Annotated in this window: 6 protein-coding genes; 2 read left to right on the top strand and 4 right to left on the bottom strand. The window is 63.8% G+C overall.

The annotated features are described in order from the left end of the window. Positions 1–49: 49 nt before the first annotated feature. A complete protein-coding gene (locus V7D81_RS13230) occupies positions 50–2,794 on the bottom strand; it encodes a TonB-dependent receptor domain-containing protein (RefSeq protein WP_324317007.1) in 2,745 nt (914 codons plus the stop codon). 442 nt (positions 2,795–3,236) lie between these two features. Here V7D81_RS13230 and V7D81_RS13225 point away from each other — a divergent pair, with 442 nt between their 5' ends. Both V7D81_RS13225 and V7D81_RS13220 read left to right on the top strand, forming a co-directional pair. Next, positions 3,237–4,118 carry an aspartyl protease family protein gene (locus tag V7D81_RS13225; RefSeq protein ID WP_324317006.1) on the top strand — a complete coding sequence of 294 codons (882 nt, stop codon included), beginning with the start codon at positions 3,237–3,239 and terminating at the stop codon, positions 4,116–4,118. Between the two features lie 122 nt (positions 4,119–4,240). Next, the gene (locus V7D81_RS13220; RefSeq protein WP_324317005.1) at positions 4,241–5,149 is read left to right on the top strand and encodes an NmrA/HSCARG family protein; all 909 of its coding nucleotides are present in this window, start codon (positions 4,241–4,243) and stop codon (positions 5,147–5,149) included. A gap of 103 nt (positions 5,150–5,252) precedes the next feature. Here the strand turns inward: V7D81_RS13220 and uvrA are convergent, their stop codons facing one another. The 3 genes from uvrA to V7D81_RS13205 all read right to left on the bottom strand — a co-directional run bounded on the left by uvrA (position 5,253) and on the right by V7D81_RS13205 (position 14,115). Next, complete coding sequence (gene uvrA, locus V7D81_RS13215) at positions 5,253–11,024, bottom strand: excinuclease ABC subunit UvrA (RefSeq protein ID WP_324317004.1); 5,772 nt, start codon at positions 11,022–11,024, stop codon at positions 5,253–5,255. A gap of 384 nt (positions 11,025–11,408) precedes the next feature. Next, positions 11,409–13,334, bottom strand: a complete 1,926-nt coding sequence (locus V7D81_RS13210; RefSeq protein WP_324317003.1) for a M48 family metallopeptidase — start codon at positions 13,332–13,334, stop codon at positions 11,409–11,411. A 196-nt stretch (positions 13,335–13,530) separates the two neighbouring features. Continuing rightward, on the bottom strand, positions 13,531–14,115 hold the full coding sequence (locus tag V7D81_RS13205) for a LemA family protein (RefSeq protein WP_324317002.1): 585 nt from the start codon (positions 14,113–14,115) through the stop codon (positions 13,531–13,533). Between the last annotated feature and the right edge of the window lie 204 nt (positions 14,116–14,319).

Below are 14,319 nucleotides of genomic sequence, written 5' to 3'. Positions count from 1 at the left end.
CCGGCCCTTGCGGACCGGCCTCAGTGTCATTGCTGACTCTTCGCTTCGATCAGAACTTGTAGCTCAGCTCCATGTAGTAGAAGCGGCCAATCGGATCGTAGTCCGCGATATCGCGGCTCTGATTGCCTTCCGACTCGATGAACACCGGCTCCTCGTCGAACAGGTTGTTCACGCCGACGGACAGGCCCACGTCGGAGCCCAATGCCGAGAAGTCATAGCCCACACGAAAATCCCACGTCATGTAGCTATCGATCGGAGCGTACGGCTCGCCGAACGTCGCATCCTTCAGTGTCGGGATGTAGGAGGCGTTCAGACCTGCCGTCCAGGTGTCGTTGGTCCAGCCGAACTGCGCAAAGACGCGGTAGTCCGGGAACAGGCCATAGCTGTCGTGGTACACGCCCTTGAGGTCGATCACCGGTTCCGCAGCGGCCGGCTTCAGGTCGTAGCTAAACAGGAACGTGGAAATGATCTGGGCCGAGAACGTGCCCGCCGAGTTGGTGTCCCAGGCATACGCCACCTTCAGGTCGAGACCGTCCTGATCGATACCGGAGAGGTTGGTCAGAGGATTGGTCAACCAGACGGTGTCGCCGACCGCAGAGGAGATTTCGCCAGGCGCAGAAATGGGCGTGCCCGTACCGAAATACAGTTCGCCTGCCGCCGACACGCCACGACGGATCTGATCCGCATACAGCGAAGCAGGTCCAAGCGCCTCGACCGACTGCAGGATGATGGCGTCATCCAGATCGTCGACAATGTCTTCTTCCGAAATCGACCAGTAGTCGACAGTCACCTGCAGGCCATCGAGTGCGCCTTCAGGCCGCCAGTCGAGGCCGACCGACCAGTTCTTCGAAGTCGACGGATCGAGTTCCGTGTTGGAACCGCTCTGACCGCGATACTGAGTGGGTGTATCGACATCCTGCTGGCCGTCGCCATTGGCGTCCCGTGGCGTGCCATCTGGGTTGTAGCGCAGCAGCTGCTGGTTCGCAGTGAAGCCCTGGCCGGCAGGGCCGAACAACTCGAACAGCGTCGGTGCAGTAAACGACTCCGAGTACGTCGCGCGAACCGCGAAGGATTCGCCCAGCGGCTGCCACCGCACCGTGACCTTCGGCACGAACTCGCTCGAGGTCGTCGAGAACGTTTCATACCGGCCGGCGAGCGACAGGTCGAGGGCGTAGAAGCCAGGCAGGTTGAAGTCCGGCGAAAAGACCGGGATCAGTGCTTCGGCATAGTAGCCCTCGCGATCCTGCGATGCATCGAACGGAGCGGTCGGCGTGGCCTGGAGCCACAGACCCTCGCGCGAATTGCGATCGTTCGTAAACGACAGCGATTCCTTCATCGTCTGGGCGCCGACGGCCAGCTTCACTGCACCGGCAGGCAGCGAGAACAGGTCGCCGTAGACCTTGGCGTCGTACGTCGTCAGTCTCGACACGTAGTTCTCGAACGCCTCGCCCTGGAAGCTCTCCAGCACGCCAGGGGCCTGCTCGCGGGCAAACGGGTTGTAGCTGTTGTCGGCGACGGCCTCGAAATACGCGTTCGCGTCGATGAGACCCGGATTACGGTGGTCGCTCTCTGCCCGGTTGTAGTCGGCTGCGACTTCGTACTTCCACGAACCGGCGATGTCGCCGCGCAATCCGACTACACCGCGCCAGCCCAGCGTTTCCGTCTCGTACTGCCGCGGGAAGGCCTGGAAACGATTCGTGACGACGACGTCCTGGTTGAACGGGTTGTTGGGATTGTCCGCTTCGACCAACCCGCTGACGGGCTGCGCATTCAGCTGCGACCACGACTTCGTGTTCGAAACCAGCGCATCACCGAACACTTCGACGTAGTTGTTGACCGTGTGGCTGAAAGCCGCCATGGCGCTCGTGCGCTCGGACCCGATGATCATGGTGGGCTTGCTTGCGAGATCGAAATAGCCGGCGTTGGTCGCGAGCGGACCCGAATAGCCGGCAGCATCGTGCGAGGTGATCGGCAGGTTCAACGAACCATCCGGCGCATTCAGGCTCGGATCGAGGTAGTAGAAGACCTCGTCGGCATCGCTTTCCGGATCGTAGATCGAACCGGCAAAGCTGTTGGTTCGATAGATGCCACGGCCCCAGTCTCTGTCCGCCTGAAGCAGAGGATCGCTCTTCTTCCATTCGGCTGAGAACGTGATGCTCGTATCTTCGGAGTTGGTACCCGCGGTGAAATACGCGCTGCGTTCCTTGTAGTCGCCGTCCTTGTCGAAGCCGTAGCGGCCGCCTACCTGAACACCCTCGAAGTTGTCCTTCAGGATCATGTTCACCACGCCACCCACGGCATCGGCGCCGTAAGTCGCCGACGCGCCGTCTGCGAGGATTTCGACGCGGTCGACCGCGGACACCGGGATCATGCTCACGTCAGTGAAGTTGAACCCGCCCGATGCAGCGACCGGAGAGACCGCCGCACGGCGACCATTGATCAGCACCAGTGTGGAACGGTTGCGCAGCGAGATCATCGAGCCGCCATTCGTGGCTCCCGAATTGACGTTGCCATTGTCCGAACCCATGTTCAGACCACCGTAAAAGAACGGCACCGATTTCGTAAGAACGTCGAGCATGTCACCCGACACGCCGGTAGCAGCGATATCGTTCGAGGTCATGACCGTGACGGGCACGCCCGGGGCCTCGAGGTTCATCGGAATGAGCGAACCGGTGACGACGACTTCCTGAATGATTTCCTGATCGGCTGCGTTGGCCGGCATGGCAACAGCTGCTGCCGCACCAGTGAGTAGTGCGTACCGCACCGCCCGCTTGATTACCTTGCTCGTTGACATCAGAGACTCCTCCTGCGAGAGGGATATGCGTTTGTGTAGTGGACTGCCTCGGCAGTCCGCGATTCGTGCGTGGAGTTGTACGGAGGGTTGCTTCGATAGCAACACTCGCGCCCTTCTGCTCCATGCGTGGCGCCGAGCATACAACCGAAAGATTGGCGATTGGTAGTCAATTGCCTTTCTCTACAGCCGCAAAAATCAGAATTTTCAACGCTACTACGGGTTATCCCTGATCCTGTCTCGTTGTATACCGTGTCGTGGTAACAACAACACAAAAGAGTCGTCGCACCGGGCAAAGCAATACGTGCGCTTCTCTGCTGCGAACGCTCTGATGCGAGGCCGAACGCTTCGACGCACATCGCGGGCGGACTGGCTGTTCGTGATTGCTGCCGGCGCGATCCGCTCCGACAATGCACCGCATATGCTGTGCAGATACTCTCTGATCGTGGCATTGCTTCTGAGCCGCATCGCTGCGTCCCCTGCTGACGAAGTGGCCGATCCGGAGGACGCTCTCACGCAGGACACTCTGTTCGCCGCGCCGACCGAGTTCGATCGCGTCGGCCGTATCGTGGCGCCCGTAGTGATCAATGGTCGCGGTCCGTTCAACCTGCTCGTGGACACCGGCGCCAACAGCACGACTTTCTCGACCAGACTGGCTGACGAACTCGGCATCGACTATCGCAACGGTCGCAACATCATCGTGAACGGCGTGACCGGACGCGCGATGGTGCCGATGGCGCTGGTCGAGCATCTGCAGGCCGGTGCCTTGATCCTTCGAGATCAGGAGGTACCCATCGTCGATCCGCGCGTCATGGCAGACGCCGATGGAATCCTCGGCATCGCGGCACTGACCGACAAACAGCTCGTGGTGGATTTCCGTCGAAACCGTGTCTCGCTCGGCAATTCGCGACGGCTGCCCGGTTATCTGATGATCATCAAGGCGAGGCGCCTTCCTGCCGGGCTTCTGGTCGCACCGGCGCTGGTCGGCAGCGTTCGCACCCTCGCCATCATCGACACCGGCGCACAACGGACTCTGGGAAACCGTGCTCTGCAGGCAGCGTTGAGGGGATTGCGCCGGGCATCCGTTACCGTTCCGGTCCAGGGTGTCACTCCGGACATTGCGGAGGGCACGCAGACGCGGATCGAGAACATCGCGCTAGGGCAAGTTCTCGTGAACAACAGCCGCGTGACGTTCGGAGATTTCCATGTCTTCGACATCTGGGACCTGAACGACAAACCAGCGCTGATCCTCGGCATGGACGTGATCGGCCGGGTCGATGTATTCGTCATCGATTTTCGCCGGCAGGAAATCGGCTTCCGCAGTTGAGCCGCCATCGCAACGCAGCATCGGCCTCTTCGCAATATCCTGATACCTAAGCGCTGACGCACATACGATGCTCGGCACTGCCGGATCCTGCCGGCTTGTCGTGACCGCTCCGGGCATTCTTCGTGGCCAACACTCTCAGAGTCCTCGTTACCGGCGCCACCGGCGCGCAAGGCGGTTCCGTCGCCAGGCATCTGCTATCGACGGGTCGTTACAAGGTGCGGTGTCTGACGCGCAATCCCGATTCGAGCAGTGCCATGGCGCTGCGACAGGCCGGCGCCGAAGTCGTGCGCGGCGATCTGAACGAGCCGGTGTCACTGCGACCCGTGGTGCGCGACTGCGATGCCGCCTTCGGCGTCACCAACTACTGGGAACACGGCGAACGCGAGTTCACGCAGGGCTGCAACCTCGTGGATGCGATCCGTCACAGCAATGTGCAGCACACGATCCTGAGCACGTTGCCGCACACGCGGCTGCTCTCCGGCGGACGCCTCGAAGTGCCGCACTTCGACAGCAAGGCGCGCATGGAGGAATACGCGCGGGAAAAGGAGCTGCCCGCGACGTACCTGCACGTCGCGTTCTACTACGAGAACTTCCTCAGCTACTTCCCGCCGCGGCGCCAGCAGGACGGCACGTACGTCTTCGGTTTCCCGCAGGGCACGACGCCGCTGGCGGCGGTCGCGGCGGCCGACATCGGCGGCATCGTCGTGGCGATCCTCGGCGAGTCGTTCTGGTATCGCGACAAACTCGTCGGCGCCGTCGGCGACGACCAGCGCGCCGACGAATACGCGCAGATCATGGCGCAGACGCTGAACCGCAAGGTGGAGTACCGCTATATCGATCACGATACCTTCGCCGCGATGCCGTTCCCGGGCGCCGCCAAACTGGCGAACATGTTCGAGTTCAACCGGCTCTACATTCCGAATCGCAAGACCGACCTGGCCAAGTCGCGCGAACTCTTTCCCGAAATCCGCAGCTTCGATCGCTGGCTGCGCGGCAATACGGCGGCAATGCAGCGCGCGCTGGATTCGTGATCCGGCGTGGATCGGCTTCTTTCTGTAGGTCAGGCTTGTAGGTCAGGCTTTAGCCTGACTCCTTAGAGCCGGCTGAAGCCGGCCCCACAGGAGGAAGAGCGGATCACGCCACTTCCTTCTTCCACCGCTCCCCGAGGAATTCCCTGAGAATCCGTGCCGTGTGCGACTTGCTGCGGATGCGGATCACCTCCTCAGGCGATCCTTCGGCGACGATCTGTCCGCCGCCGTCGCCGCCTTCGGGTCCCATGTCGATGAGCCAGTCCGCTTCGGCCATGACATCGAGATTGTGTTCGATCACGACCACGGAGTTGCCCGCATCGACCAGTCGATGCAGCACGCGAATGAGTTTTTCGACGTCGGCCATGTGCAGACCCACGGTCGGCTCGTCGAGCAGGAACAAGGTTCCGGAGCGAGCAGCCCCCACCCTGCTCTCCCCCGCACGCGGGGGAGGGGAAGAGGCAGCAACCTTCGCCAGCTCCGTCACGAGCTTGATGCGTTGCGCTTCGCCGCCCGACAGCGTCGGGCTTTGCTGGCCCAGCGTGAGATAGCCGAGGCCGACGTCCTGCAGCAGGCGCAGTGCGTGATGGATGCGCGAATGCGCGGCGAAGAATTCGACCGCTTCGTCGACGCTCATCATGAGCACGTCGCCGATGCTCCGGCCCTTGTACTGGATGGCGAGCGTCTCGTGATTGAAGCGCCGGCCGCCGCAGCTGTCGCAGGTCACGCGCACGTCCGGCAGGAAGCTCATCTCGATGCGCTGCACACCCTGCCCTTCGCACGCCTCGCACCGCCCGCCCGACGTATTGAAGGAGAAACGTGTCGGTTCGTAGCCGCGCATGCGCGCTTCCGTGGTTTCGGCGAACAGCCTGCGGATCGCGTCCCAGAAACCGACGTAAGTTGCCGGACACGAACGCGGCGTCTTGCCGATCGGCGTCTGATCGACTTCGAGAATGCGTTCGATGGACTCCCAGCCTGCGATCTCTCTGCACCCCTGCCACTGCGGCGATTTGCGCCGGTCAGCCAGCGCAGCGCGCAGGTTGTCGTGCAGCACATCGCGCGCGAGCGTCGACTTGCCCGATCCCGACACACCGGTGACGACGACCAGCCGCCCCAGCGGCACGCGCACATTCTGTTTGTGCAGGTTGTGCAGCGAGGTCTGCTTGACGAGCAGCGAGGGCGTGCGGCCGTTCACGCCACGTCGCGGCGCGAGCGGATGCAGCAGCGGTTGCGACAGCAGCCGGCCGGTCACGGAGTGCGGCGAGCGTTCGAGTTCGGCTGCGGTGCCTGCTGCCACCACGCGTCCGCCGCGCGACCCGGCGCCGGGGCCGAGATCGACTACATAGTCGGCACGGCGGATCGTGTCTTCGTCGTGCTCGACGACCAGCAGCGAATTGCCCTTGTCCGCCAGCTTGTCGAGCGTGTCGAGCAGGATGTCGTTGTCGCGCGGATGTAGGCCGATGGTCGGTTCGTCGAGGATGTAGCACACGCCCTGCAGGTTCGAACCGAGCTGCGCCGCCAGGCGAATGCGCTGCGCCTCGCCGCCCGACAGCGTCGGCGCGGAACGTGAGAGCTGCAGATAGCCGAGTCCGACATCTTCCAGGAACGTGAGTCGCGAGCTGATCTCGGCGAGCACGTCGCGTGCGATCTCCTGTTCGCGCCCCTGCAACTTCAGCTGCTTGAACTGTCGGCGCAGATCAGCGACCGACAGGTCCGTCGCTGCGGTGATCGACTGGCCGCGAAACAGTACGTGACGCGCGACCGGATTCAGGCGTTGGCCGTTGCAGTCGCCGCAGACGTGTGACTCGCCTTCGTACCACTCGTTCCACACGGTTTCTTCGCCGCTCTGCTCCGCATCGAAGCCTTCCATCGCGATGCCGGTGCCGTAGCAGCCTTCGCACCAGCCGAGCTTGGAGTTGAAGGAGAACAGGCGCGGATCGAGTTCGGCAAAGCTGGTGCCGCACGACGGGCAGGCGCGCGTCGTCGAGAACAATTGCACGCGACTCGATGCGAGCACACCGACGACGCCCTTGCCATGTTCGAGCGCCACGCCCAGCGCCTCGCGCAGTTCCTTTTCCGTTTTCGCTGTCGCGGCAAGCGTCGCAACCGGCAGTTCGATGGAGTGCTCCTTGAAACGATCGAGCTTCGGCCACTTGCGCGTCGGCAGCAGTTCACCATCGACGCGCAGATGCTCGAAGCCCTTCTTTGCCGCCCACGCCGCCAGATCCTTGTAGATGCCCTTGCGCGCAATGACGAGCGGCGCCAGCACTGTGACCGTCGATCCCCTGTAGTCCTTGAGGATCTTCGCCGCGATCGCATCGAAACTCTGCGGTTCGATCGCCACCTCGCACGTCGGACAGAACTGCGTGCCGAGCTTCACGTAGAGCAGGCGCAGGAAGTGATAGACCTCGGTCAGGGTCGCGACCGTGCTCTTGCGTCCGCCGCGACTGGTGCGCTGTTCGATCGCGACCGTCGGCGGAATGCCGAAGATGGCATCGACGTCGGGACGCGACGCCGGCTGCACGAACTGGCGCGCATAGGCATTGAGCGATTCCAGGTAGCGGCGCTGTCCTTCGCCGAACACGATGTCGAAGGCCAGCGTCGACTTGCCCGACCCCGACACGCCCGTGACGACCGTGAAGCGGTTGCGCGGCAGCGTGACGTCGATGTTCTTGAGATTGTGTTCGCGCGCGCCGTGAACGCGGATGGCGGCGGAAGACGGCGACTGGCGACTGGCTGCTGGCGACTGGCCAGAATGGGAATAGAACGCGGCAGGCTCGGCGACGGCATCTTTCTGGCCAGTCGCCAGTAGCCAGTCGCCAGCCGCCTTCTCATACTCCCGCAGCGCCTTGCCGGTATGCGAGGTCGCATGCTGCTTCACGTCGGACGGCGCACCGACCACGACGACCTCGCCGCCCGCATCGCCGCCCTCGGGCCCCAGATCGATCAGCCAGTCGGAAGCGCCGATCACATCGAGGTTGTGTTCGATCACCAGTACGGTGTGTCCTGCCGCGATCAGCTGACGGAACGAACGCAGCAGCTTGGCGATGTCGTCGAAGTGCAGTCCGGTAGTCGGTTCGTCGAACAGGAACAGTGTGCCGCGGGGTGGGTCGCTGGCCGCTGGCGACTGGCGGCTGGCCGGAGAGCTGCGACCCTTCCGGCCAGCAGCCAGCCGCCAGTCGCCAGTCGCCTTCTCCGCCAGATGGCCTGCGAGTTTCAGCCGCTGCGCTTCGCCGCCCGACAGCGTCGGCACGGGCTGCCCGAGCTTCAGATAGTCGAGTCCGACGTCGGCCAGCGGCTGCAGCGTCGCCAGCACCTCGGGCTGATCGGCGAAGAATTCGACTGCTTCGTGCACCGTCATGTCGAGCACGTCGGCGATGCTCGGTGCGTTCTGTCCGCCGGCCCGCGCCAGTTTCACTTCGAGAATTTCGGCGCGGTAGCGGCGACCGCTGCAATCGGGGCAGCGCAGGTACACGTCGGAAAGGAATTGCATCTCGACGTGCTCGAAGCCGTTGCCGCCGCAGGTCGGGCAACGGCCGTTGCCCGAATTGAAGCTGAACGTACCGATCGTGTACTTGCGTTCCTTCGCCATCGGCGCAGCGGCGAACAGCTTGCGGATGGCATCGAAGGCGCCGACGTAGCTCGCAGGATTCGAGCGTGTCGTGCGACCGATCGGCGCCTGGTCGACCATGACCACTGCGCCGATGTGCTCTGCACCTTCGATGGCATCGACGCTGCCGGGCGCTTCGGTCGGTTTGCCGAAGTGCTTGCGCAGCGCGGGGTAGAGAATGTCCTGGATGAGTGTCGATTTGCCGGAGCCGGAGACGCCGGTGACGGCGACGAGACACTGCAGCGGGATCTCGACGTCGATGTGCTTGAGGTTGTGCTGGCGCGCGCCGCGGATGCGCAGCATTGAAGTGGAGCCGCGCTGCGCGCGCACCCCCACCCTGCCCTCCCCCGCAAGCGGAGGAGGGGAAGAAACAAGCGCATCGGCAATTCTTTTCCCTCCCCCGCTTGCGGGGGAGGGTAGGGTGGGGGCCTGCCTTTGACTCACTTCCCGCCGCCCCAGCAGATAGTCCGCCGTCAACGACTGCTGCGCCGAGCGCAGCTGCCCCGGCTTCCCATAGAACACGATCTCGCCGCCGCGCTCGCCCGGACCCGGGCCGACATCGAGCAACCGGTCCGCGGCCTGCATCACCTGCGGATCATGCTCGACCACGACGAGCGAATTGCCCGCCTCCTTCAGGCGCTGCATCACGCCGATGACGCGACCCATGTCGCGCGGATGCAGACCGATCGACGGCTCATCGAGCACGAACAGCGTGTTCACGAGCGAAGTGCCCAGCGCGGTCGTCAGATTGATGCGCTGGACTTCGCCGCCCGAGAGCGTGCGCGACTGACGGTCGAGCGTGAGATAGCCGAGGCCGACGTCCATGAGATAGCCGAGACGTCCGCGCACTTCGCGCAGCACCAGATCGGCGGCTTCATCGAGCGGCGCGGGCAACTGCAGCGAATCGAAGAAGGCCTTGCAGCGGTCGATCGGCAGCAGCATCAATTCATGAATGTTGAAGCCGTGGAAATGGGGACTGTCCCCATTTCCCATTTCCCGTCCGCCGAGGCGCCACAGCAATGCGTCGGGCTTGAGTCGCGCGCCATGGCACGTCTCGCAGGGCGTGTACGCGCGGTACTTCGACAGCAGCACGCGGATGTGCATCTTGTACGCCTTGGTTTCCAGCCACTGGAAAAAGCGGCGCACGCCGTACCAGACCTGCTTCGACCAGTTGCCTTCGCCCTCCAGCACCCAGTCGCGCTGTTCCTGTGTCAGCGATTTCCATGGCCTGTCGGTAGGGATGCTCCGCTTGCGCGCGAAACGCATCAGATCGTCCTGGCACTCGCGGTACGACTCCGTCTGCCATGGACGGATCGCGCCGCCTGCCAGTGTCTTGTTCTCGTCGGGAACGATGAGTCCGAAATCGATGCCGATGATGCGGCCGAAACCGCGACAGCTCTCGCAGGCGCCGAGCGGCGAGTTGAACGAGAACAGGCTCGGCACCGGTTCCTGGTAGTGGATGTCGCAGTCGGCGCAGTGCAGGTCGGCGGAGAAGCGCCAGGGGCGTGCTTCTTCAGGCACATGCACATTCACCCTTCCCTGCCCGACTCTCAGCGCCGCCTCCAGCGCCTCGCTCAAGCGCGCCGAATCCTCCGGATCGAAGCGCAGCCGGTCCTGGATCATTTCGAGCGTCACGCTGCTGCGCGTCATTGCCTGCTTCTTGCGTCCCTTCTTTTTCGCCGATGCCTCCACCGGCACTTCGCTTTCATGCCGCGCATGGACACGCGTGTAGCCCTGCTTCTCCAGCAGGCCGACGACTTCGGCTTCGGTGAAGTTGTGCGGTACTACCACCGGGAACGTCACGATGAAGCGCGCGTCCTGCAGGCCCTGCGCCGCCACGCGCGACGCGATCTCCTGCCGGATCGTTTCCGCCGAATCGCGCTTCACGTGCTTGCCGCAGCCGCGGCAGTACAACTGCGCGGCGCGCGCATAGAGCAGCTTCAGGTGATCGTTCAGCTCCGTCATCGTGCCGACCGTCGAACGCGAGGTGCGCACGGGATTGGTCTGATCGATGGCGATGGCCGGCGGGATGCCTTCGATCCGGTCGACCTGCGGCTTGTCCATGCGATCGAGGAACTGCCGCGCATACGGCGAGAACGTCTCGACGTAGCGCCGCTGGCCTTCCGCATACAGCGTGTCGAAGACCAGCGAGGACTTGCCCGACCCCGACACGCCGGTGACGACGATCAGCTCGTTCGTCGGCAGATCGACATCGAGATTCTTGAGATTGTTCTGGCGGGCGCCGCGAATGACGATGGAATGGGACATTGCCTGCGGACCTGACGTCGCTGGTGAGAAAAACAAGATCGGGGGATTGCCGACGTGCAGCCGGCTCGCGCGTCGATTGTAAGCCCGCTGTCAAGCGGCAGCCGGCTCGCAGCGCTATTCAATCGCGAAACACTGTCAGCGGATGGCAGGGTCTGTCAGGTTCTTCCTGGGGAGCGGCTTTCGGAATGGTCAGGCTGAAGCCTGACCCACAGGAAGAATTGCTTCCTCATCCTGTGGGGCTGGCTTCAACCGGCCTTCGGAAATTGTCAGGCTGAAGCCTGACCTACAGGAAGAATGCTTCCGGCTCCTGTGGGGCCGGCTTCAGCCGGCCTTCGGAAATTGTCAGGCTGTGACCGAAGGGAATCCCGCGGGAAAGCCTGACCCTTACCCATTCGCCACGAGCGGCGGCAACGGGCAATGCAGTGCGGCGCAGACGGTGCGCAGCAGTTCGGCCTCGGTCACGGCCAGACGCGCATCGTGACTGACGGTCCGCACCAGCCCTTCGATGAGCTGTTCCTTGCCGGCCGGGACGAGCTGGTCCAGACGACTCAGCGCCTGATCGAGCTGCAGTGGCCAGTTCGGCGCGACCGCGTAGGCCGGTCGCTCCCGCGGCAGCAGCTGATGAATCCCCGCCTCGTAGGCGCGGCGCGCCTCGATCTCGCTCTGATGTCCATGATGGGCAAGCACCGAGAACAGCACCTGCAGCTCATCGGTCACCGCGTTGAGCGCCAGACGCCCCGCCCGGCCGCGCGGATCCAGATCATCGCGCAGATGCACCTGCGCCAGTTTGCGCAGCACGTAGGTCTGCAGGGACATCGCGCCCTCCCGCTGCAGCATGCCGTTGAGACAGGCCATCAGCCGCATGCGCTCATCGCGCGTGAGCTGTCGCAGCGCCGGGAACGCATGCATCAGCACCGGCATGCGCTGCTGCGGCTGCAGCGCATCGACCTCGCCCTGCAGCGCCACCATCGCATCGGTCACCTCCGTGCCGAGCTGGCGCGCGATGAACGTGCGCTGGCGTTCGCGTACCGGCGGCTGCGCATCCAGCGCGAGCGCCAGGAACAATGCGCGCGCCGTCGCCGGATGCCGCCCGGCGACGGAGAGCGCCTCGGGCAGCGATTGCCGGATTTCCTGCGCCATTTCCATGTGCAGCGTGCCCGGATTGCCGACCAGATTCGCGACGGCGCCGGCCGCGGCCGGAATCGCGATCATCGATTCCAGCTTCTGTGCCGCCGAGATCGCCTCTTCCGCCGCCGATTCTTCGACGGCCTGCCGCTGAGCAGCGAGTCTGGCGCGCATCTCGGAGAACTCGTGCGGACTGAAGCGTGGATCGATGGCCTTGAGCCGCTCCTCGAGCGCCGGATGGGTCGCGAAGAATCGCGATACGCCCGGTGCGAACAGCATGTGCGCGACTTCCTCGGCCTCGGGATTGCCGATGCGCGAGCCGGCCTCGCCGGCGCCGATCTTCACCAGCGCGCCGCGCAGCCCCAGCGGATCGCGCGTGAACTGCACGGCCGACGCATCGGCCAGCGATTCGCGACTGCGCGAAACGGCCGCCTGGATCAGGCGCCCGAAGAACAGGCCGATGTAGCCGACCACCAGCACCACCGCAGCCGCGAGAAGAATGAAGGCCACGCCGCCGCCCTTCTTGCTGCCGCGGCCGCGCGGCGCGAACCGCAGCACCGTGCGCGCGATCAGCGCAATCACCAGCAGCCCGAAGATCAGGCCCATCAGGCGCACGTTCAGCCGCATGTCGCCGTTGAGGATGTGGCTGAACTCGTGCGCGATCACGCCCTGCAGTTCGGCGCGATTCAGGGTCGTGAGCGTGCCGTGCGTCACGGCAATCGCCGCATTGGCGGGATTGTGTCCCGCGGCGAAGGCGTTGATACCGGACTCCTGTTCCAGCAGATACACCTCGGGCATCGGTACGCCGGCGGCGATCGACATCTCCTCGACGACGTTGAGCAATCGCCGCTGCAACGGATCGGTCGTGTCGGGCGATACGCGCACTCCGCCCAGCGAGCGTGCGACGACACCGCCGCCGCCATTCAAGGTCACGGTCTTGTACAGACTCGACAGCCCGATGACGCCGACCACACTGAGCGTCGTCACGATCACGATGCCGGGATGCGCATGCAGCCACTGCGCATTGGGAAACGTCAGTCCCGCCGAACCTGGCTGCACCGACGCCAGCACCGTGAACAGCACGAAATCCACGGCAGCGACGACGATCACGATCGCAAGCACGAACAGCGCGACCAGCCGTCGCGACATGCGCCGTGCTTCGGTCTGACGTTGAAAGAAGTTCATGGGAGAAGAGGGTTCACACGGAGTTCACGGAGAACACGGAGGTCGGAATAAGAATTTTCCACGGGGGAGGAATGGGAACACGGGGAGCACGGGGACAAGAAAAAGATCTTTTCTGTTCCGAGCCCCGTGTTCCCCGTGTTCCCCGTGGAAAATTCTCTTCTTCCGACCTCCGTGCTCTCCGTGTGAAACATTCCGCTCAGCCGAAGCTGACCTTCGGCACCGCGCGCTTCTCGGCCGATTCGATTTCCAGCAGCTGTGCCGGCCAGAACGCGAACATGCCCGCGATGATGGTGTTGGGGAACACTTCGCGCGTGTTGTTGTAGCCCATCACTGCATCGTTGAACGCCTGGCGCGCGAACGCGACCTTGTTCTCGGTGCTGGTGAGCTCTTCGGAGAGCTGCATCATGTTCTGGTTCGCCTTGAGGTCCGGATAGGCCTCCGCCAGCGCGAACAGGCGGCCCAGCGCGCCGCTCAGCGCGTTCTCGGCGCCGGCCAGCTGCTGTACGGCGGCGGGATTGCCGGGATTCGCGGCAGCGCTCTTCAGGCCGCTCATCGCGGCATTGCGCGCGGTGATCACGGCTTCGAGCGTTTCGCGCTCGTGCTTCATGTAGCCCTTGGCGGTTTCGACCAGGTTCGGAATCAGGTCGTAGCGGCGCGTCAGCTGCACGTCGATCTGCGCGAATGCGTTCTTGTAGCCGTTGCGGGCCGTCACCAGCCGGTTGTAGATCGAGACGAAGAACAGCAGCACGCCCACGACGACGATCAGGATGACCCAACCCATGCGCAGAACCTCCCGTGAATTCCAGTGACGATGAATCTCAGCCTGCCAGCGCCGCAAGGATACCGGAGTCGCGTCGGGTCCCAAGGGCCTGCCGGTCAAAGACGCCGGACGTACCGGCCAACGGCTGTTGCGAACCGGTCGCCGGCTCCTCTTCCTGTGGGGCCGGCTTCAGCCGGCCTTCTGAAGAAGTCAGGCTGAAGCCTG

It is taken from the genome of Povalibacter sp. (genome assembly GCF_036735925.1).
Classification (GTDB): Bacteria; Pseudomonadota; Gammaproteobacteria; order Steroidobacterales; family Steroidobacteraceae; genus Steroidobacter.
Note: the sequence above shows the minus strand (reverse complement) of the source record. Positions and strands in the feature narration are given on the sequence as shown.

Coding starts and splice junctions, on each gene's coding strand:
- V7D81_RS13205 (WP_324317002.1), bottom strand. CDS start 14,115: ATGGGTTGGGTCATCCTGATCGTCGTCGTGGGCGTGCTGCTGTTCTTC.
- V7D81_RS13230 (WP_324317007.1), bottom strand. CDS start 2,794: ATGTCAACGAGCAAGGTAATCAAGCGGGCGGTGCGGTACGCACTACTC.
- uvrA (WP_324317004.1), bottom strand. CDS start 11,024: ATGTCCCATTCCATCGTCATTCGCGGCGCCCGCCAGAACAATCTCAAG.
- V7D81_RS13210 (WP_324317003.1), bottom strand. CDS start 13,334: ATGAACTTCTTTCAACGTCAGACCGAAGCACGGCGCATGTCGCGACGG.